Below are 24,110 nucleotides of genomic sequence, written 5' to 3'. Positions count from 1 at the left end.
GTCCGCCCGTCTGGGTCAGGATTTGCTTTTTTCGTGTTCCAGCCGCTGCCGGGCAACATCGGCGTTCCGCTCGGCGCGCTGGTGGTCCATCAGGGCCTGTTTCACATAATCCAGATGCCGTTCCACGGCTGCGCGCGCTGCCGCGGGATCACGCGCTTGCAATGCGGCATTGATGGCTTCGTGTTGCTCCAGGATCGCCTCATACGAGGTATACTGCTGAAACATGACCTTGCGATTGTAGAACACCCCTTCGCGCAGCAGATCGATCATCGACCGCATCATATGCAGCATCACCACGTTGTGGCTGGCATCCATGATCGCGGAATGAAACTGCGCATCCAGCTTTGCCGCTTCTTCGGATTCGGCGGGGTTTCCAGCGGCTTTCATCTTGTCAAAGATGGTCTGGATCACCTTCAGATCATCGTCTGACCCCAGCCGCGCTGCACGTTCGGCGGCCAGACCTTCCATGTCGCGGCGGAAGGACAGGTAATCGAACAGCGCCTCATCATGGCTGGAAAACAGCTGCACCAGCGCGGGGGAAAAGGCGGAGCCCAGAACATCGCCGACAAAAACACCTGATCCCGCTTTCGAGGTCAGAAGCCCGCGTTCCTGCAACTCGCCGATGGCTTCGCGTAGCGAGGGGCGTGATACGCCCAGACGTTCCGCTAGTTCCCGCTCGGCCGGCAGGCGCTCACCAGGCGACAGGATACCTCGCAGAATCAGCTGCTCGATCTGGCGCACGACCGAGGTCGAGAGTTTTTCCGGCTGAACTTTCTGAAACGGCATCGGAGCCTCGGGATCTGTGTATTGCACGACGGGAGTGGTTTTCCCGAATTGGTCAAATCATATGACCGCATCTCAGGCAAGACCGCAAGTCATGCGCAAGATCCGTAAAAGCCTGATCACCTTTTTGAAATAAAAGGTCAGTTATATTGACTTACCTGCAAGAAAGATTGCCAATCGCCCAAAGGTGTGCAGTCAGGAGGGTCTCATGCAGCTGAAAGACATATTTGCCAGTCGTGCGATGCGGATGAAGGCGTCGGAAATCCGCGAGTTGCTGAAACTTCTGGATCAGCCGGGCATTCTGTCCTTTGCAGGTGGCATTCCCGACCCGGACCTGTTCCCGGCCGAGGCTTTTGCCGAAGCGTTCCAAGGGGCCTTGTCCGGCGGACAGCAAGCACAGTCCCTGCAATATTCGGTCAGCGAAGGATACCTGCCGCTGAAAGAATGGATCGTTGGCCAGATGGCGCGCATGGGCGTTGACTGTGATCCGGACAACATCCTGATCACCTCAGGCTCGCAGCAGGGGCTGGATTACCTTGGCAAACTGTTCCTGTCGCCAGGGGACACCGCGCTCGTGACGGCGCCGACCTATTTGGGGGCGCTGGCGGCCTTCAACGCCTATGAACCGCGCTATGATCAGCTGAACCTTTCCGGGAACCGCACTGCACAAAGCTATCGCGATGGCGCCGCACAGAATGGTGGGGCGGTCAAATTCGCCTATCTGTCAGCGGATTTTGCCAACCCGACTGGGGAGACCGTCGGTCAGGCCGACCGGGAACGTCTGCTGGATCTCGCCGAAGACCTGCAATGCGCCATCGTCGAAGACGGTGCCTATCAGGACCTGCGCTATGACGGCGATCCGGTGCCGCCCATTCTGGCGCTTGAGCTGGCGAAGAAGGGAACGCTGGACAACTGCCGCACAATCTACTGCGGCACCTTTTCCAAGACCCTGTCGCCAGGGCTTCGCGTTGGCTGGATCGTCGCGGCCCGGCCGGTGATTGCACAGATGGTGCTGATCAAACAGGCGGCGGATCTGCACTCGCCAACCCTGAACCAGATGGCAGTAAACGCCGTTGCGCGTCAGCAGTTCGACAGCCATATGGAAAAGGTCCGCGCCGCTTACAAGGCGCGCCGGGACGCCATGCTGCGCGCGCTGAAGCAGCACATGCCGCCGGGCGTGTATTGGACCCGCCCCGAAGGCGGCATGTTCATCTGGATTACTCTGCCTGCGGGGCTGGACGGGGCGCAGCTTCTGGCGCGCTCGCTGGACAGCGTGAAGGTGGCCTTTGTTCCCGGTCAGGCCTTTTTTGCCGATGGCGGTGGCCCGAACACGATCCGGCTCAGTTATTCGGTGCTAGATGAGGCCGCGATCGAAGAGGGGATCGCTCGTCTGGCCCGTCTGATCGCAGAGACTCTGGCAGAGCAGGACGCTGTGTCGCCTCGGCAGGTCAGCGCAGAGGTGGTATAATCACTTCCGAGCCTCTCCTATCGAGGGCGAGGAAGCAACCGTGAGGCGGCCATGCGTGTACTGAGTCTTCTGTGCGTTCTGCTGGTGGCGGGCTGTGATACCCCGAGTGCGCATTTCCGGGGTGTTGCGCCTGCGCGGATTACGGTCGAGGGCAGCACCTTTGATATCCGACAGCGCGGAACTCTGGTCGAGGCGGTGCGCATCAACCCGCAATATGCGCCCCGGCTGGGACCACTGCGGCACCGGGCCAGACGGGCAATGGCGGCCTCTACCGGCTGCCGGGTCCTTTGGGTCAGCGGTGATCAGGCGGTGCTTGTCGGGCGTTTGTCCTGCCCGTAAAAGGCCAGTTCCGGCAATTTTTCCCGCTGAGGCTGTATTTCTCGGGATTATCCACAAGATATAGTGGCCAAAGAAGGCAGGCTTGCCCGATTTGGGGGCTGTGGCGTTGACTCAAGACCCGCGAACCTGCTGAGGTTCACTATCACGGAATCACTCAGGGGCAGCTTTGCGCTTTTCCAAACTCAGGCTCAACGGCTTCAAAAGCTTTGTCGATCCGACCGATCTGATCATCGCGGATGGGCTGACCGGCGTTGTCGGGCCTAATGGCTGTGGCAAGTCGAACCTTTTGGAGGCGCTGCGCTGGGTAATGGGCGAAACCCGCGCCCGGGCCATGCGTGGCGGCGGTATGGAGGACGTGATCTTTGCCGGGACGACCTCCCGTTCGGCGCGCAATTTCGCCGAGGTCAGCCTGCAGATTGATAACAGCGACCGGCTGGCACCCTCGGGGTTCAACGACAGCGATCAGCTGGAAATCGTGCGCCGGATCACCCGCGATGTAGGCAGCGCCTATAAATCCAACGGCAAGGATGTGCGAGCGCGGGACGTGCAGATGCTGTTTGCCGATGCCTCGACCGGGGCGCATTCGCCTGCGCTGGTGCGGCAGGGGCAGATTTCCGAACTGATCAACGCCAAACCGAAGGCGCGCCGCCGTATTCTGGAAGAGGCGGCCGGGATCTCGGGGCTTTATCAGCGCCGCCACGAGGCAGAACTGAAGCTGAAGAATACCGAACAGAACCTGCTGCGCGTCGATGATGTGATCGAACAGCTGGCGGCGCAGTTGTCGCAGTTGGCGCGTCAGGCGAAACAGGCGCAGCGCTATCGTGATATCGGGGAGAAACTGCGCCTCGCCGAGGGCATGCTGCTGTACCGCCGCTGGCGTGAGGCAGACGACGCCCGCGCTGCAGCCGAGGAAGAGCTGAGTACCCGCGTCACCCAGGCGGCTAAGGCTGAGGCGCTGAGCCGTGCAGCGGGCGCCAAGCGGGCTGAGAATGAAGCCGCCCTGCCGCCCCTGCGCGAAGAAGAAGCAATTGCGGCGGCGATCCTGCAGCGGCTGATGGTACAGCGCGATGCGCTGAGTGATCAGGACGCGCAGGCGCGTCAGGCCATTGAGCGGCTGACCTCCCGCATTCAGCAGCTCGGCAACGATATCGAGCGTGAGACTGGTCTGAACCGGGATGCGGGCGAAACCATCGAACGGCTGGATTGGGAACAGCGGGAACTGGCCAAGGCCAGCGAAGGCCACGAGGATCGTCTGGCCGAGGCCTCTGATCTGGCGCGCGATGCAGGGCAGATCCTTGAGGCCCGCGAGGACCACCTGTCGCAGGTCACCGAGGATGTGGCCCGTCTGGTGGCCCGTCACCAATCGGCGCGGCGTCTGGTCGAGGATTGCCAGCGCGCGCTGCAGCGGGCCACCGATGAAGGCGAAAAATCCCGCGGCGCCCAGGCAGAGGCCGAAGAGGCACTGGAACAAGCCTCCGATCGGTTTGAAGAGGCTGTCACTGCCGAGGAGGACGCCCGCGAGGCCGCAGAGGCCGCCGAAGAGGCGCTCGCTGCTGCCGATGAAATGCGGGCGGACACGCAGGAACGCGAAACCGAGGCGCGCGCGCAGCGATCTGAGGCCGAGGGCGAGTTGGGCACCCTGCGGGCCGAGGTCACGGCACTGGCGAAACTGGTGGAACGGGACACTGCTGAAGGCGGCCAGATCCTGGATGAGCTGAGCGTGGCCCCGGGTTATGAAAAGGCGCTTGGCGCGGCGCTCGCCGATGATCTGCGTGCGCCGATGGCCGATGTGGACGGACCGACCGGCTGGGTCACACTGGCGGGATATGATCGCGATGTGCCTTTGCCTGATGGGGTAGAGCCACTGGCGAAATATGTGTCTGGCCCGGTGGCGCTGGGGCGGAGGATCGGACAGATCGGATTGGTAGATGGTGACACGGCCCGCGATCTGCAGTCGCAGCTGCAACCGGGGCAACGTCTGGTAACGCTGGAGGGCGATCTGTGGCGCTGGGATGGCTATCGGTCTTGGGCCGAAGATGCGCCAAGCGCCGCCGCCTTGCGGCTGGAACAGCTGAACCGGCTGGAGGCGCTGAAACAGGATCTGGAACGCGTTGGTGCCCGCGCGGATGGCGCCCGCGCCGCCCATGATGCGCTGCTGCGCAAATTGGAAGAGGTGTCTCAGGCGGATCAGCTGGCTCGCCAGGCCCGCCGCGCCGCCGATCAACGCGTTGCCGATGCCGCCCGGGCGCTGAGCAGGGCGGAGGCTGACCGGAATATGGCCGAGGGCAAGCTAGAGACCCTTGGCATCGCGGTGACCCGGCATGAAGAAGACGCCATGGCCGCCCGCCTGCAATTGACAGATGCCGAGACCGCGTTGGAAGAACTCGGGGATCTGGAGCAGGCCCGCGCCATGGTCGAGGAGATCAAGCAGCAGGTGGAGGCGGCGCGGATTACCATGCTGACCCACCGCTCGGCCCACGATGAGCTGCGCCGCGAAGGCGAAGCACGCACCAAACGGGCGCAGCAGGTCACCAAGGATCTGTCGGGCTGGCGTCACCGGTTAGACACTGCCGAGCGCAGGATCGCTGAGTTGGCCGAACGGCGCGAGGCCTCTCAGGAAGAGCTGGAAGACGCCCACGCGGTACCCGCCGAGATTGCCGAAAAGCGCGAAGAGCTGAACGAGGCCATTGAAGAGGCCGAAGCACGCAAGGCGGCAGCGACCGATGCGCTGATCGCGGCAGAGGCGGTGCTGCGCGAGACGGTGCAGGCTGAACGCGATTGCGAGCGTCTGGCCTCCGAAGCGCGCGAGGCGCGGGCCAGATCCGAAGCCCGGTTCGAGGCAGCGCGGGAAACCGTGACCCATGCTGCGGAACGGATCGCAGAGGAGCAGAACTGCGCGCCGCAGGTACTACTAGAACAGCTTGATACCGACCCTGATCAGATGCCCACGGCCGAGACGCTGGAGGCCGAGGTCTCCCGTCACAAGCGGCAGCGGGATGCGCTGGGTGCGGTAAACCTGCGGGCCGAGGAAGATGCCCGGGAGATCCAGACCGAACATGACGAGTTGGTGTCGGAAAAACAGGATCTGGAAGAGGCCGTGCGGACCCTGCGCAGCGGGATTGCCAGCCTCAACCGCGAAGGGCGCGAGCGGCTGCTGACCGCGTTTGAGCAGGTCAACGCCAGTTTCGCGATGCTGTTCACCCATCTGTTCGGTGGCGGCGAGGCCAACCTCGTGATGGTCGAAAGCGACGATCCGCTGGACGCCGGGCTGGAGATCATGTGCCAGCCGCCGGGCAAGAAACTGTCGACCCTGTCGCTGCTCTCCGGTGGTGAGCAGACCCTGACGGCGATGGCGCTGATCTTTGCCGTCTTCCTGTCCAACCCGGCGCCGATCTGTGTGCTGGACGAGGTCGACGCGCCGCTGGATGATGCCAATGTGACCCGGTTCTGCGATCTTCTGGACGAGATGTGCCGCCAGACTGATACCCGGTTCCTGATCATCACCCACCACGCGGTCACCATGGCCCGCATGGACCGGCTGTTCGGGGTGACGATGCAGGAAAAAGGCGTCAGCCAGCTGGTTTCTGTCGATCTGAAAAAGGCAGAAGCGCTGGTCGCCTGATCCTCGATCTAAGCAAGGCGACTTTAGGTTATGGCGCGGGCGACTTCCTTGTGTGGCCGAGACGTCCTGCTTAGGATCGGTACAAGTGTTTTCAGGAGACCTAGTATGTACCCTTCACGATGCCTCGTCATCCTCACGGCCGTTGCGCTGACTCTGCCCATTGCAGCACAGGCCGAACCCGTTTTTGCGACGGATGGCGATAGCCTTTACAGGTTCTTCGAAAATGAAGGGGCAGAGGTCGAAGCGACAACGGATAATGTCGGCGATCCCAAGCTGCGCGTGACTTATTACGGCAGTGATTTCTCAGTCTATTACTACGGCTGTGACAACAACACCGACTGCAACGCGGTCCAGTTCTTTTCCGGCTACCAGACCGAAGGATCGGTACGGCTGGCCAAGATCAACGAATGGAACACGGAGAACCGGTTTGCACGTGCCTATATCTCGAATGAAGGGTCGGCCCGCATCGAGATGGATATCTATCTGGGCCGGGACGGTGTCAGTGCTGATGACTTTGCCCAGCAGGTGTCACTCTGGGCACGGGCGATGAAAGACTTCGAAACCTTCATCGACTGGTAGGCACGCCCGCGGAACAGGTATTTTCGGCGTCACCGGATCGTGACCTGCGCCCGGCGGCTTTTGCGATATACCGGGGGCATGACACGTGTTTCCCTTATTGCCTGCTCTCTTGCCGTCGCCACGATCTGTCTTGGCGCAGGCCCGGCCGATGCGGAAGACTGGAACCTGAAACCCGCCGACCAACCCTTTGCTCCGTCTGAGCTCGCGGCGCTGCCTGGGCAGGCCTTCGTGTTCTTTGATGACGGTGAGGCGCGGTTCGGCAAGGATGGTGCCTATTCCTATACCAACTCGGCCGCAAATGGCGGGGCCACCAGCTGGGGCAGCTACCGGATCGCACAAGATGGCAGCGTCTGTATCGATTATGTCGACGGGTTCTCGCGCTGCGATCTCTATGTGCACAGCCATGGCCGGGTGGTGCTGATCAACCAGGCTGGCGACAGGTTTCCTGTGCGTTAGAGTCGGTTCAGCAGGGCCGGAGTGGGCCAGGCGTCAGCGGGCAGGCCAAGGCGTTCTTGCTCTTTTTGTACCGCGATCCGGGTCTTGGCGCCCAGAATGCCGTCGATGTCTCCCACGTCGTGACCGCGCGCCTGCAGTTTCTGTTGCAACTGTTTCATCCCGGCGCCGCTGAGGCCCTGATCGGGGTTTCCGGCGTCATAGATCGCCGCGCCTTCCAGCCGGGTGGCGAAATAGGCGGCCGTCATCACGTAGGTGAAGCTTTGGTTCCATTCGAAATAAACATCGAAATTGGGGTAGGCGAGGAAGGCAGGTCCCTTATGGCCCTGCGGGACGATCAGCGAGGCGCGCATGGCTGGATCGGGCAGGCGCCCTTCGCGCGGCGCGACACCCATCCGCTGCCAGTCGGCCACTTTCAGCTTTTGCGCGGGCCCGGTGAGCGACAGGTCCAGGCCTTTGGGCAGCGTCACCTCCTGAATCCAGGGCTGACCCGGCTGCCAGCCCAGATGCGATAGCATCTTGGCTCCCGACATCAGTGCATCCGGTGCCGAGGTTTTCAGGGTGACATGCCCGTCGCCATCGGCATCAACGCCATTGTCCAGAATATCGCGGGGCAGCATCTGTACCATGCCGATCTCTCCGGCCCAGGCGCCTGTGGTGCGGGCTGGGTCGAAATCGCCGTGCCGGAACAACTCCAGCGCGGCAAAAATCTGCGGGCGGAATAATTCGGGGCGGCGGCAATCGTGGGACAGGGTGACGAGCGCATTGCGGGTGTTGAAATCGCCCTGAAAGGCGCCAAAGTCGGTTTCAAATGCCCAGAACGCCAATAGCACGCCGCGGTTGATGCCGTAGGTGTTTTCGATGCGGCGGAAGGTGCTGTCGTGTTTCTTCGACATGGCTCGGCCTCGGTCGATCCGGTTCTGGGAGATCAGTCGCCGTGAAAACTCGATGAAGGGTTTCTGAAACACACCCTGCGCCCGGTCTGCGCGCAGCACCTTGGGGTCCTGTTTGGTGCCTTTGAAGAACGCATTCACGGTGGCGGCGTCATAGCCTGCGGTCACCGCTTCCTGTTTCAGGCCCTGCACGAAGTCGGAAAAGCTGCCGCCACATTGGGCGAAGGTGCCGGTGGGCAGCATCGCGGCTGCCAGGGCCAGGATCAGTTTGCGCATGTCTTGGGCGTCCTTTCTAGACCGTGATTGCCCCAAGTGTGTGCTAGAAGATTACCGCAATAGCAACCGTCAGCAGCAGGCCAAGTCCCCAGGTTTTCCAAAGCATCTCGGTGCAGCGCCGGATTGCCTCGGCGCCGATGCCTTTGGCACCATCTTCGTAAACCCAGGGAAATTCTTGCATCTCGCCGTCATAGGAGCGGGGCCCCGACAGGGCCGCATCCAGCGCCCGCGCCATGGCAGCCTCGGGCCAGCCGGCATTCGGGGAGCGATGCTTGCGGGCGTCCTGCGCAATCGCGGACCAGTCCCGCAAGGTTCCTCCGGCCAGCGCCATCAAAAGCGACGTCAGCCGCGCCGGGATCCAGTTCACCAGATCATCGAGCCGCGCCGCCGCCCAGCCAAAGTCGCGATAGCGCGCGTTGCGGTAGCCGATCATGCTGTCGGCGGTGTTGATCATCTTATAGGCCAGCAATCCGGGCAGCCCGGCGATCAGAAACCAGAAGGCGGGTGCGATCACCCCGTCCGACATGTTTTCGGCGCCGCTTTCGATGGCAGCGCGGGCGACCTGTGGGCCGGTCATCTCGGTGGTGTCGCGGCTGACGATCATGGCAACTGCCGCGCGGCCGCCGTGCAGACCGTCCTTTTGCAGGCCCTGAACCACCGCCTGCAGATGATCGCAGAGCGAGCGCTGGGCGATCAGGATTGCGGCCACGAGGATCTCCATCAAGGCGCCAAAGAGTGACAGCAGCCAACCGATCAGCAGTCCGGTGATGACAAGGACCAGAACGGCGACCACGCCCTTGGCCCGGCGCCCGGCGCCGGAGTTGAGCCCTGCATCGAGGGCACCAACCAGTTGCCCCATCAGCACCGCCGGATGCGGTAATCTGTTCCACAGCCAACGGGGTTCCCCCAGAATGGCGTCTAGGATCAGGGCGGGGATCAGAAGGGTTGCGGTGATCAAAGGGCGGCCTCCAGCCGGTCCCAGCCTGCTGCCGGAGGCAGGCCAAGGCGCAGGTAGGTGTCTGAATAGGGGAAAATGCGGCTCCAGATGTGGGCGCGCGCCAGTCGCTGCTGCCAGGCGGCGGCATCATCGACGTGATAGAGACGGAACAGATCGGTGCCGCCTGCCAGTTCCGCGCCTTTGGGCAGGATCATGTCGTCCATCCGAGCAGCGTCCTCCGCCAGCCTTGTGCGGGTCTGCGCCGCCCAATCTGTATCCGACAGCGCCTGGATGCCGGTTTTCAGCGCCGGACCGGACACCGACCAGGGGCCTTGCAGTTCAGAGAGGCGGGAAATCAGCTCAGGATCGCCAATGGCAAAGCCAAGGCGCAGACCGGCCAGCCCCCAGAACTTGCCAAAGCTTTTCAACACCAGCGTGCCGGGTTCTGCCGCCAGATGGATCAGGCTCTGATCAGGGCAGATGTCGCAGAAGCTTTCATCGATGATACGGAAGGGCGCAGCCAGCTCTTCGGCTTGCCACTGGCGGCCGGTCGGATTGTTGGGGTGTACCGCGACGCAGGCTTCGGCGGGGCCTTGGCCCGTGACGCTCCAGCCGTGGGCGCGAAAGGCGGCCGCGTGTTCGTTATAGGTCGGTGTCTCAATCCGCACCCAGCGCGGATCGGCCAGCGCAGGGGCCAGGGCAATCAGGGAGGAGGCACCGGGGGCAGAAAGGATCTCGGCTCCCTCCGGAACATTCCAGAACCGGCGCGCTGCCTGATGCAGATCGTGGCTTGCAGCGCTGTCAGGCAGCGCCGACCAATCGGCTTCTGTGAAACATGGAAGCGGGTAGGGGGCCGGGTTGATGCCGGTGGAGAGGTCGATCCAACCCTCCCGTGTCCCGCCGTATTGTTCCATCGCGGCCGCGAGATTGCCGCCGTGATCGCGCTGCACGTTCTTGCTTGCTGTATTGCTTGCTACCATTGCAGGCCCTGACTCGTGAAAAGGCCACGGGACATCCCGGTGCCGGACCCGGGCCGTATGAAACAGCCCGGGTGATAAGGCAACCGAATGTCGCAATCAGAAGCTGCAATGCAGGCCCGAAAGCCCCAAAAGTAAGGAATTCCTTAGCCTCGCCCGTGCGGTTCCAGCCAGTCGATCACCGGGTTGATGGGCAGAATTCGGTTCGGGTTAATGGTGTCATGGCTATAGTGATAGTGGCGCACGATGTGATCCATACCGATGGTCTGCTGCACACCGGGCCACTGATACAGTTCGCGCGTATAGGCCCAGAGGTTCGGGTAATCGATGATGCGCTTGCGGTTGCATTTGAAATGCAGGTGATAGACCGGATCGAACCGCAGGAGGGTGGTGAACAGGCGCCAGTCGGCCTCGGTCACGCGTGTGCCCAGCAGGTAACGATGCTCGGACAGGAGGTCCTCCAGCCAGTCCAGCGTGTCGAAGAGCGGGGTGACGGCCTCGTCATAGGCGGCCTGACTGGTGGCAAAGCCGCAGCGGTAGACGCCATTGTTCACCGTGTCATAGACGCGCGCGTTAACTGCTTCGATCGGCTCCCGCAGCTCCTCGGGCCAGTAATCGTCCCGGTTACCGGTCAGATCATCAAAGGCCGAGTTGAACATGCGGATGATTTCCGAGCTTTCGTTCGACACGATGGTTTCGCGCTGTTTGTCCCAGAGGATCGGCACCGTGACGCGCCCGGAATAGCTCGGATCGGCGCGGGTGTAGATCTCGTAGGCGTAATCGTGACCGAACAGGGTGTCGCCGGTGGCACCATGTTCGTCTTTCTCAAAGGTCCAGCCCCGGTCCAGCATGTCGGGATGCACCACTGAGACTGAGATATGGTCGGTCAGCTCTTTCAACTGGCGAAAGATCAGCGTCCGGTGGGCCCAGGGGCAGGCGAGTGAGACATAGAGGTGATACCGCCCGCTTTCGGCGGCAAATCCCGAATCGCCCGATGGCCCGGCGCTGCCATCCGCCGTAATCCAGTTGCGAAACTGCGATACGGAGCGTTCAAAGGCGCCGCCTGTGGATTTGGTATCATACCATTTGTCGTGCCAGGTACCGTCGATCAAAAGACCCATTGTTTTCGCTCCTTCCGTTCCATGCCCGCAAACTAGGCACTTCGGAGGGTGTCGCCCATGCCGACAGGCGCGCAGCCTCCCTGCGGATCTGCACAACCTGCAGGAAGCAGCAGCCACGGGCGCCGCAGCATTGAAAAAAGTTCACTTGATTTTAGGCAATTATGAGTCACCCTAGAGAGGCTCAGCAGAGCCGATCAGATGATCCACCGGAAAGGCAGATGCCATGACCACCTATGTTCCGAAAGCCGTTCAAGAGGCGCTGGACGCCGCCCGCGTTCAGGGGCTGAAAAAGAAAAGCCGCCTGCGCGTGCAGGTCGGAGAGTCGCAGTTTCCGGTTCTGCGCATGTGGAAGACCGGTTTTTCGGTGGAAGAGGCAACCGCGCCGCAACTGCGGGGCCTCGTCGATCTCTATGATGGTGCCCGCCACATCTCGCAGTGCCTGATCGTCGCCTCTGAGGCGGAGGGTGGCGAAATGCGGTACGAGTTCAAGCGTTCCACTGCTGCCGCCGATACCGCGCCGCTGGATTTCTATCGCGCCCCGGACGCGCCGGTGGCTCTGATCGCTTATGACGGGGTGCATGGCGAGGCCTGAACCGAGCCCGCTCTGCCCTATTCCAATTCCGAGCCCGAAGATCGGGTCGATATTTTCGGGCGCAGCGTGATCGCTGCGCCCGCTTCTGTGTAATTACTGCAGATCCGAAAAAGCCTCGGTCAGGCGGCGGCAGGCTTCCTCGATGCGGGAGCGCTGGGTGCCGAGGTTGAACCGCAGGAAGTTCTCGCCCCCGGTGCCAAAGGTGGTGCCGTGGTTGGCGGCGATCTTTGCGCCTTGTTCGACCCGTTTGGTGAATTCCTCGCGGCTCATCCCGGTGCCGGAGAAATCGACCCAGGACAGGTAGGTGGCCGCCAGCGGCATCGAGGACAGGCCGGGGATCTTTTCGATCGCTGCGTCAAAGACCTTCCGGTTGCCATCCAGATAGGCGATCAGCTGGTCTGCCCATGCGGCGCCCTCGGGTGAATAGGCGGCAGCGGTGGCGTATTGCCCGGCCGAATTCGGCGCCAGCGCCAAGGCCAGCATGCGGCGCTGGAACTGTTCGCGCAGATGCGGGTCGGGGATGATCACCTGACCGGTGTGCAGCCCGGCAAAGTTGAAGGTTTTCGACGGTGCGGTCAGCATCAAGAGCCGTTCGGTCACCTCGGGCACGGCGTTCTGCATCGGGATGTGCGTGTGGCCGGGATAGACCAAATCGTGGTGGATCTCGTCCGACAACAGGATCAGGTCGTGGCGTTTGGCGAAATCCGCAACCGCCTGTAGTTCTTCCTGGCTCCAGACGCGCCCCCCCGGATTGTGCGGCGAACACAGGATGACCATCTTCTCTTTGCCGGTCATCTGCGCGTCATAGGCGTCGAAATCCATCTCGTAACGCCCGTTATTGTTGGTCATCAGGCATTCGACCACTTCGCGGCCCGCATTGCGGATCACCTTGGCAAAGGCGTGGTAGACCGGGGTGAACAGGACGATGCCATCGCCCGGCTGGGTGAAGGTATCAAGGCACATGCCGACACCGTTAACGAGGCCGGTCGTGGTGAAGATCGCATCGGCCTCGACCTGCCAGCCGTGGCGGTTCTGCATCCACCATTGGATTGCGTTCTTGTAGGGCTCGTCGCAGTTTACATAACCATAGACACCGTGATCTGCCATTTCACGCATCTTGTCGGTGACCGCAGGGGGCACCGGGAAATCCATATCGGCCACCCACATCGCAAGCCCTTCATCGGGCGAGACGCCATAAAGGCTCTCCATCATGTCCCATTTGGCGCAATGGGTGCCGCGACGGTCGATCAGGGTGTCAAAATCCATGGTTTAAACTCCGGTTGTTTGGCAGAGAAGCTACGCACAATGACGCTGCGCGCAAGGGGGGCGTTGCAGGGCGGGGTGCAATCGCCTAAATCAAGCGCATGAAACGTCCTATCCTGATCCATCCCGACCCCCGCCTGAAAAAGGTTTGCGTACCGGTTGCCGATATTTCGGACGATCTGCGCACCCTGGCTGATGACATGCTGGAAACCATGTATGCGGCGCCGGGCATCGGTCTGGCGGCGCCGCAGGTTGGCATCCTGCAACGGGTGATCGCACTGGATTGCGCCAAGGAAGGCGAGGGCGATGCGCGCCCGCTGGTGATGTTCAACCCCGCTGTGATTGCCTCTTCGGACGAAACCAACGTCTACGAAGAAGGCTGCCTGTCGATCCCCGAGCAATACGCCGAAGTCACCCGCCCCAAAGAGGTCGAGGTGGAATGGATGGACCGGGACGGCAATGCGCAGCGCGAAACCTTTGACGGGCTCTGGGCGACCTGCGTGCAGCACGAGATCGACCATCTGAACGGGAAACTGTTCATCGATTACCTGAAACCGCTGAAGCGGCAGATGATCACCCGCAAAATGCAAAAGCTGAAACGCGAGCGCGCCCGGGAGCAGTAAGGCTCCGACCGGAACGCTGAAAGAGGGGGCTTGCCCATGGCGGTTCTACCGATCCTGAAATGGCCTGATCCCCGGCTCAGCCAGCACTGCGCCCCGGTGGAGCAGGAGCACCTCGACGAGCTGATCGCCGACATGTTCGACACAATGTACGCCGCCAATGGCCGGGGTCTGGCCGCGCCGCAGGTGGGGGTGCTGAAACGCCTCTTCGTGATGGATTGCACCTGGAAAGAGGGGAAACGCTCTCCGATGGTGATGATCAACCCGTCGATCATGGCGGTGGAACGCGTGCCGGTGACGATGGAAGAAGGCTGCCTGTCGATCCCCGGTGTCATGGTTCCGGTCGAACGCCCCGTGGCGGTCACCGTGCAATGGACCGCTGCGGAAGGGGACATTCACATGGCCGATTTCGACGGGTTCGAGGCGCGCTGCATCCAGCATGAATTCGATCATCTCAATGGCACCGTGACTTTTGACCATCTCGATCCCGAAGCCCGCTCTGCGGTCGAGGTTGAATACACCGCCCTGAAAGGGACTTCCGAATGACTGTCCGCCCCTGCCTGCACTGGCCCGACAAACGCCTGCGTACTCGCGCCGAAGAGGTCACCGAGATCACCGACGAGATCCGCCAGATCTGGCAGGACATGATCGACACGATGGAGGCGATGCCGGGTGTCGGCCTTGGTGCCAATCAGATCGGCGTGATGCTGCGCCTTGCGGTGGTGGATGGCTCGACCGAGCGCGGCAAGGCAGTGCGGATGGCCAACCCCGAGATTCTGCATGCCTCCACCCAGCTGCGCGAACACGATGAAGCCTCGCCCAACCTCCCCGGCGTGTCGGCCAAGGTGAAACGCCCCCGCGCCGTCACCGTGCGCTATATGGATGAGAACGGCGAGATCACCGAGCGGGATTTCGTCGGGATCGAGGCCACATCGGTGCAGCACCAGATCGACCACCTCGATGGCAAACTCTATATCGACCGTCTCAGCAAGGTGAAGCGCGACATGTTGATCCGCAAATCCAAGAAACTGACCGGCTAAAGGGGGATCAGGCCCATGCGCGTCATCTTTATGGGAACGCCCGAGTTTTCCGTGCCGGTGCTGGATGCGCTGGTCGAGGCCGGACACGAGATCGCTGCCGTCTATTGCCAGCCGCCGCGCCCGGCGGGGCGTGGCAAGAAGGACCGTCCAACGCCGGTCCATGCCCGGGCCGAGGCGCTGGGTCTTGACGTGCGCCATCCAGTCTCGCTGAAAGGCGCCGAGGAACAGGCTGAATTTGCTGCGCTCGGCGCTGATGTCGCCGTGGTGGTGGCCTATGGGCTGATCCTGCCGCAGGCGGTTCTGGATGCGCCCAAATTGGGCTGTCTCAATATCCACGCCAGTCTTCTGCCGCGCTGGCGCGGGGCTGCACCGATCCACCGTGCCATCATGGCTGGGGATGCGGAGACCGGCATCTGCATCATGCAGATGGAGGCCGGACTGGATACCGGCCCGGTACTGCTGCGCCGCGCCACCGCCATAGAGGCCGAAGAAACCACTGCGCAATTGCACGACCGGCTGTCCGCGATGGGCGCCGGGCTGATCGTCGAGGCGTTGGAGAAGCTGACCGAGCTTGTACCTGAGGTGCAGCCCGAAGACGGTGTCACCTACGCCAGCAAGATCGACAAGAGCGAGGCGCAGATCGACTGGACCAGACCGGCGGAAGAGGTGGATCGCAAGATCCGCGGCCTGTCGCCCTTCCCGGGCGCCTGGTGCGAGATTGACGGACAGCGGGTAAAACTGCTTGCCTCGCGCCTTGCCGATGGCAGCGGCGAAGCGGGTGAGGTGCTGGACGATGCCCTGACCGTTGCTTGCGGCAGCGGCGCGGTCGAGCTTCTGCGCCTGCAGCGGGCGGGCAAGGGCGCGCAGGATCGCGAGATCTTTCTGCGTGGCTTTCCGGTGGCGAAGGGTGTCAGGCTTTAACAGGTCTGCTGCGTCTTTCCTTTGCCGGGCGTGAATGCCATCCTCTTCTCTAGCGGGGCGCTGATCCTCGTGCCAAGCCATTGGAGGAAATCAGATGTCCATTGTCGCGCTAATCATCATCGGGGCCGCAGCCGGGTTTCTGGCCACGCGGATGATGCGGATCGAGGCGGATATCATCACCACCGTGGCGATCGGCATCGCGGGCGCCCTGGTTGGCGGGTTGGTGCTGCGCACGCTGCTGGCGGTGATGGGGATGCTCTCTGGTCTGGTCGGGGCGGTTCTGGGGGCGCTGCTGCTGATCTGGCTCTGGCAGAAATACTTGCAAAAGTAGCTGCCTCAGCTGCGCGGTGGTCGGCTTTTGTAGACTGGCAGGTGCCAGCCAAAGGCGATGGACCCCGCGCGAAGTCCCCAACAGACTGCGCCGCAGGCCAGCAGGGCAGGCCCGGTGTCCAATCCCGCCCAGATGGCGGTTACGGCAGTGATCGCCCCCGCCATGGCGCAGGAGATGTAAAGCTCGCCCTGTTTTAGCACCAGCGGCACCTCGTTGCAGACCACATCGCGCATCAACCCGCCGAGCGATCCGGTTGCCATGCCCATCAAAACCACGACCACCGGCGGTTTGCCCATGGCCAGCGCTGCGCCAGTGCCTGCCGGGACCGCCACGGCAAGGGCAAAACTGTCGAGCCAGATCACCCATTTCATCCGGCTTTCCACCAAGTGGGCGGTGCCAAAGACGATACCGGCGGCCCCAGCTGCCAGCAGGATGAAATTGGGATCGTCCACCCAGAACACCGGATGCCGGTCCAGCAACAGATCGCGCACCGTACCGCCACCTACCGCAGTCAGGCAGGCCACAAAGGCAAAGCCGACGACATCAAGCTGTGCCCGGCTGGCCACCAGCGCGCCGGTCAGGGCAAAGACCAGCACCGAAGCGTAATCAAGCAGGGTCAGAAAACTCATGGTCGCAATAACCCTTGGGCGGTGCTGCGGAGTTGGCCGGGCCGGGGACGGATCCGTTTCAGGCCGATTTACGTTTGCCGGGTTTGAAAGGTGCCATGCCGGCGCGGGCCAGCTCATCTGCGCGTTCGTTTTCGGGGTGACCGGCGTGGCCCTTGACCCATTCCCATGTCACGTCGTGCTGGTGCTGCGCCGCATCCAGACGCTGCCACAGCTCGGCGTTTTTCACGGGTTTCTTGGCAGCGTTCTTCCAGCCGTTTTTCTTCCAGCCGAAGATCCAGCCAGTGATGCCGTTCTTCACGTAGTTACTGTCAGTAACGATGGTAATTTTCGTCGGACGGCTGAGGCTCTCCAGCGCGTTGATCGCCGCCAGAAGCTCCATCCGGTTATTTGTGGTCTCTGGCTCGCCGCCCTTCAGCTCGCGTTCCTTGACGATCTCATCGCCGTCCATCGCGCGCAGCAGCACGCCCCAGCCGCCGGGACCGGGGTTGCCCGAGCAGGCGCCATCGGTATAGGCAAACAGATCAGCCATGGGTGGCCACCGAAATCCAGTGTGAAACCGAGCCATCCAGTCCGGGGCCTTTGCCGTGGCTGCGGTCCAGAGGGGTGAAACCGGCGGTGGTCAGCAGATCGATCAATTCGTCTTCCTCGTAGTAGGTGTAAAGGCGGCCAATGGTGTCGCGGGCCTCGCCTTTACCGAGCTTGAGCGCAATGTAAAAGGCGCCATTGGGTTTCAATGCCCGGTGGATGTCCTGCAGATGCCGGGGCATGTCGCTGCGCGGGGCGTGCAGCAGGCTGAAGTTGGCCCAGATCCCGTCGTAGATCCCGTCTCCGGTGATCTCGTCAAAGCGCGCTTGCCGGGCGTTGACGCCGTCAATCTGCGCCGCAAGGGCGGTCATTTCGGCGGAGGCATCCGTGGCGTCCACCATCAGGCCTGCCTCTGCCATCACCCCGGCCGAGGTGCCCGGCCCGCAGCCCAGATCCAGAACCCGGCCATTCGCAGGGCAGGCCGCGATAAAGGCGGCTAGCCTGGGATCGCTGCTGAGGTAGTCCTGGTTCAGCGCGGCGTAGTCTTTCGCGCGGGAATCATAGACCTTGATGGTTTCGGTATCGCTCACAGGTATACTCCGACAGAGAGGCAGATGATGACCACCAGCGTCAGTAGCACCCGCAGACGCAGCCACCAGTGCGGGGTCAGGTTCCAGATGGAAAAGACGCAGTCCAGCAGCAGCAGCCCTGCGAAACCGTAGATCAGGTTGGTCCCGGCGCTCAGCGGCCCGCCGCCGGTCATGAAGAATGCCCAGAGGGCTGGTATCACCGACAGGGTGTACCCGGCGGCGGCCTTGGTGCCGCTCGTCTTTGTGGCAAAACCCCAGAGAACGCCGGACATGAAGCTTAGGATCACTGAGCCATAGAAAAGCTGTACATAGGGACCGACGAACCTTGGGCCCAAATGGCTGCTGCCCCAGGCCTGCAGGTCGGGCAGCCACAGCGTGGTTGCGCCCCAGACAAAGGGGATCAGACCGGTGAGGCCCAGGATCAGAGGGACAAGCGGGATACGGTTCATGCCCGTTCTGCCGCCAGCCGCACGGCAAGAGCGGCAAAAATCGCGGCAAAGCCACGGTTCAGCCAAGTCAGCACCCGTTCAGAGCCAAGAACGAAGTCGCGGGCCTTGGCGGCAAAGACGCCATAAAGAACAAAAACCACAAAGGTCAGCACCATGAATACGGCGCCGAGAAGGGTCATCTCGGCGGTGGCGCTCTCCGGGATGCCCGACAGGAAGGGCGGCAGCAGAGCGAGGAAGAAGACCGACAGTTTCGGGTTCAGGATATTGATCAGCGCGCCGCGCCGGGCGATGCGCAGGCCTGATTGCGGGCGGCTGTCCGACGTGATCGAGAGGGCACCACCGGATTTCAGCGCCTGCCAGGCCAGATACAGCAGATAGGCAACCCCTGCCAGTTTGACGACCTGAAACAGCAGGGCGGAACTGTGCAGCACGGCAGCAAGGCCTAACGTTGCAGCTGCCAGATGGGGAAGGATGCCGAAGGTACAGCCAAGCGCCGCCCAGAGGGCAGCCCGCGTTCCCTGGCCAAGCCCAAGTGCCAGCGTGTAGACGACCCCGGTGCCGGGCGCGATGACAACCACAAGGGCGGTGATCAGGAACTGCATTGAAATCATCTCTCGGGCCTCCTTGCGGCGCAGTGGTGTTGATCAACTGCTAACACGCCGCGCCCGTTCAGGGGAGTCCCGGCACGCGGCAGATCTGTCGCGCGTGTTTGGGATCCGTCTGCTATAAAGGCCGACCCGGTTCTGGTCCGCTTCAGGCCGGGGCGCGCAGCACGCGGGGAACTTTGAACTCGACCCGCTCGACCGCGGTTTCCACGATGTCGACGGTGACATCGAAACGGGCACGGAAGGCATCGATGACCTCGTTCACCAGCAGTTCCGGCGCAGAGGCGCCTGCGGTGATGGCGATGCTGCGGATCCCTTCGAGGGCGCGCCAGTCGATATTCTCGGCCCGCTGCACAAGCTGTGAATAAGCGCAGCCCGCCTTGGCACCGACTTCGACCAGCCGCCGCGAATTGGAGGAATTGGGCGCGCCGACCACCAGCAGTGCGTCGGATTTTGGCGCCACGGCCTTTACCGCTTCCTGACGGTTGGTGGTGGCATAGCAGATGTCTTCCTTGTGGGGGCCGACGATGTTGGGAAACCGCGCCTCAAGCGCTGCGACGATGTCCTTGGTGTCGTCCACCGACAAGGTGGTTTGCGTCACATAGGCGAGCCGGTCCGGATCGCGGACCTCGACCGAGGCGACGTCACCGGGGGTTTCGACCAGAAGAACCTCGCCTTCGGGCAGCTGACCCATGGTGCCGATTGTCTCTGGGTGGCCCTTGTGGCCGATCATGATCATCTGCAGGCCCGCCTCGGCGTGGCGCTGGGCCTCGATATGGACCTTGGACACCAGCGGACAGGTGGCGTCCACATAGACCATCTGACGTTTTTCCGCTTCTGCGGGGACGGATTTCGGAACCCCATGCGCGGAGAAGATCACGGGGCGGTCGAGCGGGCATTCGTCCAGTTCCTCGACAAAGACGGCGCCTTTGGCGCGCAGCCCATCAACCACGTATTTGTTGTGCACGATCTCATGGCGCACGTAGACCGGTGCGCCCCATTTCTCCAGCGCCATCTCCACGATCTTGATCGCCCGGTCCACGCCCGCGCAAAAACCACGCGGGGCGGCCAGGTAAAGGGTCAGGGCCGGTTTCGCGGGCTGATTGGTCTGGGCCTGCTGGCCGGAGGACAGGTCTGAAGTCATGGTCGCGCATCTCCTTGCACGGCAGAGGTAGGGTTTTCCGGCCGCAAGGTCCAGAGGCAGCTGCCTGTTGCAGGCCACCCTAGGGCATCCTGCTGAAAACGACTGTAGATTGTCGCAGAAATGACGGAATGTTAACCTGATGCAGGCAGGCTGCTGTTTTGGATAAGGTGATTTCAGTGCTTTGCCTGCGGTTAGAGTGCGGGACTGAAAACACCGGTTTTCGCGAAACCCTCTTCACAGGGCGAGCGTTTGGTCTTGGGGGCCGGAGTGGCGGACGTAGCGAGTACAAAGAAAATCAGCAGCACCGCTGAATGGCGCGCGGTCGAGGACAGTATGGAACGCCGGTTCCGTACGGTACGGACCACGGCCAATCTTGTTGTGGTGATGAGTGTTCTGTGGATGGGTTTTGGCATCTACATGGGAGAGCTGACGGTCGTCGAAATCGCCCTGATCGCCGGCGCCGGTTCAGCGGCTGCCTGGTATCTGATGCGCACGCGGCACAAAATGGCGGCGCGGCTAATCTGGTTCGTCGCCGGCCTGTGCACGGTTCTGGGCGGGGTTTTCAACCTGCACCCGGCCAGCAGCGTCGAGTTCATGTTCGTGGCGCTTCTCGGCGGGCCGTTCATGGCCTTCTCTCTGAAGCGGGAAAAGCCCTATATTATCGGGCTGATCGTGGCGGTTCTGTGTGCCTGGATCGGGTACCGGCTTCTGGGTTATGATTACTTTGGCTCTCCGATCTTTGACGAGGAATTTTCTCGGACCTACCTGTCGATACCGATCATGCTGACCGTCTTCGGCATTATCATGATCGAGATGATGGCCTTTGGGCAGCTGACGGATTCCTATGGTCAGGAACTGTGGAAATCGCATCAGAAAGAGCGCAAGGCCAATCGTGCTAAAAGCGAATTTTTGGCCGCGATGAGCCATGAAATCCGCACCCCGATGAACGGGGTCATCGGCATGGTCGAAATTCTGGAGAGCACCGAGCTTTCCCCGGAACAGCGGCGTATCCTGCATGCGATCAAGGAATCGTCGTCTTCCTTGCTGTGGATCATTGACGATATTCTGGACGTGTCGAAAATCGAAGCGGGCAAGATGGAGCTGTCGAATGCGCCGATGCGTTTGCTGCCCGTTGTCGAAAGCGTTGCCGAAACCCTGCGGGCCCATGCAGATCAGAAACGGGTCGAATTGTCCTTGTCGGTGCAGGCGAACCTGCCGGATTCTATCCTGGGAGACGCCGGTCGTCTGCGTCAGGTGCTGCTGAATCTGCTCGGAAATGCGATCAAGTTTTCGGCACCGCAGTCGGATGAACCCGTTGGCCAGGTCAGCTTGCGGGTGCAGTTGCAGGGGGACGACTGGATCGAGTTCGTTGTCGAAGATAATGGTATCGGCATGGATGCAGAGGTTCAGAAGGCGATCTTTCAGCCCTTTGAACGCTCTGGGGATGTGGTCAAGCGTATGATCCAGGGCAATGGCCTGGGGCTGACCATCGTCAAACAGCTTGCAGAGAAGATGGGCGGCGAAATCTCGGTCGATAGTACTCTGGGAGACGGGGCGACTTTTACCCTGCGGCTGCCGGTGGCGGATGCCTCCGGCCCGCTCAAATGCCTGCGGCCGTCGGGGAAACAAGTCGTTGCCATGCTGCCCAAGGGCACCGACCGGGCCTGCTGGTCTTCTTATGCGCTGGCGGCGGATTGCGATATCAAATGGGTCGCAAACCGGGATGAGTACATGGCGATCGCGCGCAAGGCGGGACCCGACAAGATCTTTGTGCTGACGGCACCGACCGAGCAGGATCGCACCAGTGAATGGCTGCGCAGCCGGATCGAAGAAGAGGCGCCAGGCGTCAAGCTGCTGTCCCTGAGCCGCGACCGGACCGATGTCACGGGCATTCGCGCCCCGGGACGGTATTCGGTTCAGGACCTGCCGGTGATCCCCAAACATTTCTGGGACGGTCTGGCTTATCTGTCCGGTAGGGCGGCGCCGCAGGACCAGACGCGGGGCGCCCCCGTCTCTGAAGCGTCGGGACATGTCGGCGGGCGCATCCTGGTGGCTGAGGACAACGAGATCAATCAGGCCGTTTTTGAATCCCAGTTGGAACTGCTGGGGTATTCCGCAACGATTGTCCGGGACGGCAAGGAATGCCTTGAGGCCTGGGAGACCGGTCAGTTTGACCTTGTGCTGACGGATTGCCAGATGCCGACGATGGATGGGTTTGAGCTGACGGCCGCCCTGCGCGCGGCCGAAGCCCGGGACGGGCGCGGTCATACGCCGGTGATTGCCGTCACGGCCAATGCGCTGGAAGGGGAGGCGGATAAATGCCTTGCGGCGGGCATGGATGACTACTTGTCAAAGCCGGTGACCATTGCCGCGCTTGAAAAGGTTTTGAACGTTCATATGCCATCGGGCTCGGCGCTGCCGCAGGGGCTGGGGCGGCCACCGCCTGCTGCCCGTTCTGCCGGAGGATAAAAGCCCGAAGGTAGAAGGGAGCGGCGGAACCGAGAACGGCCGGTGTTTCCTGCAGTTTCTGTCCGACAAAGGCCCGGAATACAAAGAAAGGCGCCCCGAGTGGTTGGGCGCCTTTCTTTTGTTTTGATATCTGAAGGGCGGAGCAGCCCCAATATTCAGCTGTGTGAGGTCAGGACTGGGCCGCTGCGGGGGTGCGCTGCTCGTTCGGGTATTCGCGCGGCGGGCGGCCAATCACATCCTTGAGCTCTTCCAGCTCGATGAAATTGTCGGCCTGACGGCGCAGTTCGTCCGAGATCATCGGCGGCTGGCTGCGGATGGTCGAGACCACCGATACCCGGACGCCCTGCCGCTGCAGGCTGGCGATCAGCGGGCGGAAGTCGCCATCTCCTGAGAACAGCACGATATGGTCCACACGTGGCGCCAGCTCCATGGCATCGACGGTCAGTTCGATATCCATGTTTCCTTTGACCTTCCGGCGGCCCATGCTGTCAGTGTATTCCTTGGCTGGCTTTGTAACCATGGTGAAGCCATTGTAATGCAGCCAGTCGACCAGAGGACGGATCGGAGAATACTCGTCATTTTCCAGCAGTGCCGTATAATAAAAGGCCCGCAGAAGCTTGCCGCGACGCATGAATTCCTGCCGCAAAAGCTTGTAATCGATGTCAAAACCCAATGCCTTGGCGGCTGCGTATAGATTCGATCCATCGATGAACAGCGCAAGCCGTTCGTCTTTGTAAAACATCAAAATTGTCCTTCCGATATAACTATTCCGCCAGTGTACCGTGAGTGAATGCTAAAAAGCGGCGAAACAGGTGGACTTAATGTAAGTTATTTGACATCTGCCGCAAGTGGAAGGATTTTCGGAAGCGAGGCCAAAATGACCGAAAACCGGTCAAAATCACTGATCGCGCTGGGAGGAAACCTGAACCTGCGCGATTTGTTGCCGCAGGACACCCTTGCGGCGGCCGTCGGGGAATTGCCCGGTGCGGCAATTTCCTTGCGCGCGGTTTCCCGGTTTTTCAGGACACCCAGTTTTCCTGCGGGGGCCGGGCCCGACTATGCCAATGCTGTCGTTGAGATCGAAACAAGCCTTTCTGCGCAGGCACTGCTGACCCGGCTGCACGAGATCGAGGCGCATTATGCCCGCGAGCGCGGAGAGCGCTGGGGTATGCGGACGCTTGATCTCGATCTGATCTCGTTAGGAGACAGTGTCCTACCGGATCAGGATGAATATGTCCGCTGGCGCGATCTGCCGCTGGAAGTGCAGATGGAGGCAACGCCAGACCAACTGATTCTACCGCATCCGCGGGTGCAGGACCGCGCCTTTGTTCTGGTGCCGCTGTGCGATATCGCGCCGGATTGGTGTCATCCTGTGCTGCATAAAACAGCCGCCCAGATGCGGGATGCCCTGCCAAAAGCAGATATCGACAGCGTTATCCCGATATATTGACCCGTTTCGGGGTTTTCTTCGCTTGTCAATAAAA

General features: G+C 61.7%; 26 protein-coding genes. 13 read left to right on the top strand and 13 right to left on the bottom strand.

Annotation, left to right across the window (positions count from 1 at the left end; genetic code table 11):
• Nucleotides 1–15: 15 nt before the first annotated feature.
• A complete protein-coding gene (locus tag SM765_RS13305) occupies nucleotides 16–786 on the bottom strand; it encodes a FadR/GntR family transcriptional regulator (protein WP_065271554.1) in 771 nt (256 codons plus the stop codon).
• 205 nt (nucleotides 787–991) lie between these two features.
• Here SM765_RS13305 and SM765_RS13300 point away from each other — a divergent pair, with 205 nt between their 5' ends.
• From SM765_RS13300 to SM765_RS13280, 5 genes are all read left to right on the top strand, one after another.
• Nucleotides 992–2,251: an aminotransferase-like domain-containing protein gene (locus SM765_RS13300; protein WP_274838256.1), complete on the top strand. Its 1,260-nt coding sequence runs from the start codon at nucleotides 992–994 to the stop codon at nucleotides 2,249–2,251.
• A gap of 51 nt (nucleotides 2,252–2,302) precedes the next feature.
• On the top strand, nucleotides 2,303–2,590 hold the full coding sequence (locus tag SM765_RS13295; RefSeq protein WP_274833341.1) for a hypothetical protein: 288 nt from the start codon (nucleotides 2,303–2,305) through the stop codon (nucleotides 2,588–2,590).
• A gap of 166 nt (nucleotides 2,591–2,756) precedes the next feature.
• Complete coding sequence (locus tag SM765_RS13290) at nucleotides 2,757–6,212, top strand: chromosome segregation SMC family protein (protein ID WP_274838257.1); 3,456 nt, start codon at nucleotides 2,757–2,759, stop codon at nucleotides 6,210–6,212.
• A gap of 105 nt (nucleotides 6,213–6,317) precedes the next feature.
• The gene (locus SM765_RS13285; RefSeq protein ID WP_274835510.1) at nucleotides 6,318–6,791 is read left to right on the top strand and encodes a YbjN domain-containing protein; all 474 of its coding nucleotides are present in this window, start codon (nucleotides 6,318–6,320) and stop codon (nucleotides 6,789–6,791) included.
• Between the two features lie 78 nt (nucleotides 6,792–6,869).
• Nucleotides 6,870–7,247, top strand: coding sequence for a hypothetical protein (locus SM765_RS13280; protein WP_274835508.1), 378 nt, complete (start codon nucleotides 6,870–6,872; stop codon nucleotides 7,245–7,247).
• Here SM765_RS13280 and SM765_RS13275 read toward each other — a convergent pair.
• From SM765_RS13275 to SM765_RS13260, 4 genes are all read right to left on the bottom strand, one after another.
• On the bottom strand, nucleotides 7,244–8,413 hold the full coding sequence (locus SM765_RS13275) for a lytic murein transglycosylase (RefSeq protein WP_274835507.1): 1,170 nt from the start codon (nucleotides 8,411–8,413) through the stop codon (nucleotides 7,244–7,246). The genes SM765_RS13280 and SM765_RS13275 overlap by 4 nt on opposite strands.
• A 43-nt stretch (nucleotides 8,414–8,456) precedes the next feature.
• A complete protein-coding gene (gene cbiB / locus SM765_RS13270) occupies nucleotides 8,457–9,371 on the bottom strand; it encodes an adenosylcobinamide-phosphate synthase CbiB (RefSeq protein ID WP_274838258.1) in 915 nt (304 codons plus the stop codon).
• A complete protein-coding gene (gene cobD / locus SM765_RS13265; protein ID WP_274838259.1) occupies nucleotides 9,368–10,330 on the bottom strand; it encodes a threonine-phosphate decarboxylase CobD in 963 nt (320 codons plus the stop codon). Before cobD ends, cbiB begins: the two co-directional genes overlap by 4 nt.
• A gap of 143 nt (nucleotides 10,331–10,473) precedes the next feature.
• Nucleotides 10,474–11,448, bottom strand: a complete 975-nt coding sequence (locus SM765_RS13260) for a glutathione S-transferase family protein (protein ID WP_274838260.1) — start codon at nucleotides 11,446–11,448, stop codon at nucleotides 10,474–10,476.
• A 223-nt stretch (nucleotides 11,449–11,671) separates the two neighbouring features.
• On the opposite strand from SM765_RS13260, the gene SM765_RS13255 reads away from it, so the two are divergent.
• Nucleotides 11,672–12,040 (top strand): hypothetical protein, encoded by a 369-nt coding sequence (locus SM765_RS13255; protein ID WP_274830300.1) that lies wholly within the window; start codon nucleotides 11,672–11,674, stop codon nucleotides 12,038–12,040.
• Nucleotides 12,041–12,133: 93 nt separating this feature from the next.
• Here the strand turns inward: SM765_RS13255 and SM765_RS13250 are convergent, their stop codons facing one another.
• On the bottom strand, nucleotides 12,134–13,306 hold the full coding sequence (locus tag SM765_RS13250) for a MalY/PatB family protein (RefSeq protein WP_274838261.1): 1,173 nt from the start codon (nucleotides 13,304–13,306) through the stop codon (nucleotides 12,134–12,136).
• A 98-nt stretch (nucleotides 13,307–13,404) separates the two neighbouring features.
• Between SM765_RS13250 and def (SM765_RS13245) the strand changes: the two genes are divergently transcribed.
• The 5 genes from def (SM765_RS13245) to SM765_RS13225 all read left to right on the top strand — a co-directional run bounded on the left by def (SM765_RS13245) (nucleotide 13,405) and on the right by SM765_RS13225 (nucleotide 16,215).
• Nucleotides 13,405–13,926, top strand: a complete 522-nt coding sequence (gene def / locus SM765_RS13245) for a peptide deformylase (protein WP_065271542.1) — start codon at nucleotides 13,405–13,407, stop codon at nucleotides 13,924–13,926.
• 36 nt (nucleotides 13,927–13,962) lie between these two features.
• On the top strand, nucleotides 13,963–14,469 hold the full coding sequence (gene def, locus SM765_RS13240) for a peptide deformylase (RefSeq protein WP_274838263.1): 507 nt from the start codon (nucleotides 13,963–13,965) through the stop codon (nucleotides 14,467–14,469).
• The gene (gene def, locus SM765_RS13235) at nucleotides 14,466–14,963 is read left to right on the top strand and encodes a peptide deformylase (protein ID WP_274838264.1); all 498 of its coding nucleotides are present in this window, start codon (nucleotides 14,466–14,468) and stop codon (nucleotides 14,961–14,963) included. Before def (SM765_RS13240) ends, def (SM765_RS13235) begins: the two co-directional genes overlap by 4 nt.
• Before the next feature lie 15 nt (nucleotides 14,964–14,978).
• Complete coding sequence (gene fmt / locus SM765_RS13230) at nucleotides 14,979–15,884, top strand: methionyl-tRNA formyltransferase (RefSeq protein WP_274838265.1); 906 nt, start codon at nucleotides 14,979–14,981, stop codon at nucleotides 15,882–15,884.
• Nucleotides 15,885–15,978: 94 nt separating this feature from the next.
• On the top strand, nucleotides 15,979–16,215 hold the full coding sequence (locus SM765_RS13225) for a GlsB/YeaQ/YmgE family stress response membrane protein (RefSeq protein ID WP_274838266.1): 237 nt from the start codon (nucleotides 15,979–15,981) through the stop codon (nucleotides 16,213–16,215).
• A gap of 5 nt (nucleotides 16,216–16,220) precedes the next feature.
• Here the strand turns inward: SM765_RS13225 and SM765_RS13220 are convergent, their stop codons facing one another.
• The 6 genes from SM765_RS13220 to ispH form a co-directional block, all read right to left on the bottom strand.
• Nucleotides 16,221–16,844, bottom strand: a complete 624-nt coding sequence (locus SM765_RS13220) for a trimeric intracellular cation channel family protein (RefSeq protein ID WP_274838267.1) — start codon at nucleotides 16,842–16,844, stop codon at nucleotides 16,221–16,223.
• Nucleotides 16,845–16,902: 58 nt separating this feature from the next.
• Nucleotides 16,903–17,373: a ribonuclease HI gene (gene rnhA, locus SM765_RS13215; protein WP_065271536.1), complete on the bottom strand. Its 471-nt coding sequence runs from the start codon at nucleotides 17,371–17,373 to the stop codon at nucleotides 16,903–16,905.
• On the bottom strand, nucleotides 17,366–17,959 hold the full coding sequence (locus SM765_RS13210) for a class I SAM-dependent methyltransferase (RefSeq protein ID WP_274838268.1): 594 nt from the start codon (nucleotides 17,957–17,959) through the stop codon (nucleotides 17,366–17,368). Before SM765_RS13210 ends, rnhA begins: the two co-directional genes overlap by 8 nt.
• Nucleotides 17,956–18,408 carry a DUF3429 domain-containing protein gene (locus SM765_RS13205; protein WP_274838269.1) on the bottom strand — a complete coding sequence of 151 codons (453 nt, stop codon included), beginning with the start codon at nucleotides 18,406–18,408 and terminating at the stop codon, nucleotides 17,956–17,958. The genes SM765_RS13210 and SM765_RS13205 overlap by 4 nt, the downstream gene beginning before the upstream one ends.
• On the bottom strand, nucleotides 18,405–19,019 hold the full coding sequence (locus SM765_RS13200) for a LysE family translocator (RefSeq protein ID WP_065271533.1): 615 nt from the start codon (nucleotides 19,017–19,019) through the stop codon (nucleotides 18,405–18,407). Before SM765_RS13200 ends, SM765_RS13205 begins: the two co-directional genes overlap by 4 nt.
• Nucleotides 19,020–19,161: 142 nt before the next feature.
• Nucleotides 19,162–20,157 (bottom strand): 4-hydroxy-3-methylbut-2-enyl diphosphate reductase, encoded by a 996-nt coding sequence (ispH, locus tag SM765_RS13195; RefSeq protein ID WP_065271532.1) that lies wholly within the window; start codon nucleotides 20,155–20,157, stop codon nucleotides 19,162–19,164.
• A gap of 267 nt (nucleotides 20,158–20,424) precedes the next feature.
• Here ispH and SM765_RS13190 point away from each other — a divergent pair, with 267 nt between their 5' ends.
• Nucleotides 20,425–22,626, top strand: a complete 2,202-nt coding sequence (locus tag SM765_RS13190) for an ATP-binding protein (RefSeq protein WP_368981544.1) — start codon at nucleotides 20,425–20,427, stop codon at nucleotides 22,624–22,626.
• Nucleotides 22,627–22,795: 169 nt separating this feature from the next.
• Here SM765_RS13190 and SM765_RS13185 read toward each other — a convergent pair whose 3' ends face one another.
• Complete coding sequence (locus tag SM765_RS13185; RefSeq protein WP_274830289.1) at nucleotides 22,796–23,368, bottom strand: LabA-like NYN domain-containing protein; 573 nt, start codon at nucleotides 23,366–23,368, stop codon at nucleotides 22,796–22,798.
• A gap of 135 nt (nucleotides 23,369–23,503) precedes the next feature.
• On the opposite strand from SM765_RS13185, the gene folK reads away from it, so the two are divergent.
• Nucleotides 23,504–24,076: a 2-amino-4-hydroxy-6-hydroxymethyldihydropteridine diphosphokinase gene (gene folK, locus SM765_RS13180; RefSeq protein ID WP_274835490.1), complete on the top strand. Its 573-nt coding sequence runs from the start codon at nucleotides 23,504–23,506 to the stop codon at nucleotides 24,074–24,076.
• Nucleotides 24,077–24,110 lie beyond the last annotated feature (34 nt).

The organism is Pseudophaeobacter sp. 1A09344, assembly GCF_041008745.1.
In the GTDB taxonomy this organism is placed as follows: Bacteria; Pseudomonadota; Alphaproteobacteria; order Rhodobacterales; family Rhodobacteraceae; genus Phycobacter; species Phycobacter gallaeciensis_A.
The sequence above is the reverse complement of the archived record's forward strand: the minus strand, read 5'-3'. Positions and strand labels throughout refer to the sequence as shown.

What these genes read in the sequence shown, in the direction of transcription:
- SM765_RS13305 (WP_065271554.1), bottom strand. Translation starts at nt 786, where the DNA reads ATGCCGTTTCAGAAAGTTCAGCCGGAAAAACTCTCGACCTCGGTCGTG.
- SM765_RS13300 (WP_274838256.1), top strand. Translation starts at nt 992, where the DNA reads ATGCAGCTGAAAGACATATTTGCCAGTCGTGCGATGCGGATGAAGGCG.
- SM765_RS13295 (WP_274833341.1), top strand. Translation starts at nt 2,303, where the DNA reads ATGCGTGTACTGAGTCTTCTGTGCGTTCTGCTGGTGGCGGGCTGTGAT.
- SM765_RS13285 (WP_274835510.1), top strand. Translation starts at nt 6,318, where the DNA reads ATGTACCCTTCACGATGCCTCGTCATCCTCACGGCCGTTGCGCTGACT.
- SM765_RS13280 (WP_274835508.1), top strand. Translation starts at nt 6,870, where the DNA reads ATGACACGTGTTTCCCTTATTGCCTGCTCTCTTGCCGTCGCCACGATC.
- SM765_RS13275 (WP_274835507.1), bottom strand. Translation starts at nt 8,413, where the DNA reads ATGCGCAAACTGATCCTGGCCCTGGCAGCCGCGATGCTGCCCACCGGC.
- cobD (WP_274838259.1), bottom strand. Translation starts at nt 10,330, where the DNA reads ATGGTAGCAAGCAATACAGCAAGCAAGAACGTGCAGCGCGATCACGGC.
- SM765_RS13260 (WP_274838260.1), bottom strand. Translation starts at nt 11,448, where the DNA reads ATGGGTCTTTTGATCGACGGTACCTGGCACGACAAATGGTATGATACC.
- SM765_RS13255 (WP_274830300.1), top strand. Translation starts at nt 11,672, where the DNA reads ATGACCACCTATGTTCCGAAAGCCGTTCAAGAGGCGCTGGACGCCGCC.
- SM765_RS13250 (WP_274838261.1), bottom strand. Translation starts at nt 13,306, where the DNA reads ATGGATTTTGACACCCTGATCGACCGTCGCGGCACCCATTGCGCCAAA.
- def (WP_065271542.1), top strand. Translation starts at nt 13,405, where the DNA reads ATGAAACGTCCTATCCTGATCCATCCCGACCCCCGCCTGAAAAAGGTT.
- def (WP_274838263.1), top strand. Translation starts at nt 13,963, where the DNA reads ATGGCGGTTCTACCGATCCTGAAATGGCCTGATCCCCGGCTCAGCCAG.
- def (WP_274838264.1), top strand. Translation starts at nt 14,466, where the DNA reads ATGACTGTCCGCCCCTGCCTGCACTGGCCCGACAAACGCCTGCGTACT.
- fmt (WP_274838265.1), top strand. Translation starts at nt 14,979, where the DNA reads ATGCGCGTCATCTTTATGGGAACGCCCGAGTTTTCCGTGCCGGTGCTG.
- SM765_RS13225 (WP_274838266.1), top strand. Translation starts at nt 15,979, where the DNA reads ATGTCCATTGTCGCGCTAATCATCATCGGGGCCGCAGCCGGGTTTCTG.
- SM765_RS13220 (WP_274838267.1), bottom strand. Translation starts at nt 16,844, where the DNA reads ATGAGTTTTCTGACCCTGCTTGATTACGCTTCGGTGCTGGTCTTTGCC.
- rnhA (WP_065271536.1), bottom strand. Translation starts at nt 17,373, where the DNA reads ATGGCTGATCTGTTTGCCTATACCGATGGCGCCTGCTCGGGCAACCCC.
- SM765_RS13205 (WP_274838269.1), bottom strand. Translation starts at nt 18,408, where the DNA reads ATGAACCGTATCCCGCTTGTCCCTCTGATCCTGGGCCTCACCGGTCTG.
- SM765_RS13200 (WP_065271533.1), bottom strand. Translation starts at nt 19,019, where the DNA reads ATGATTTCAATGCAGTTCCTGATCACCGCCCTTGTGGTTGTCATCGCG.
- ispH (WP_065271532.1), bottom strand. Translation starts at nt 20,157, where the DNA reads ATGACTTCAGACCTGTCCTCCGGCCAGCAGGCCCAGACCAATCAGCCC.
- SM765_RS13185 (WP_274830289.1), bottom strand. Translation starts at nt 23,368, where the DNA reads ATGTTTTACAAAGACGAACGGCTTGCGCTGTTCATCGATGGATCGAAT.
- folK (WP_274835490.1), top strand. Translation starts at nt 23,504, where the DNA reads ATGACCGAAAACCGGTCAAAATCACTGATCGCGCTGGGAGGAAACCTG.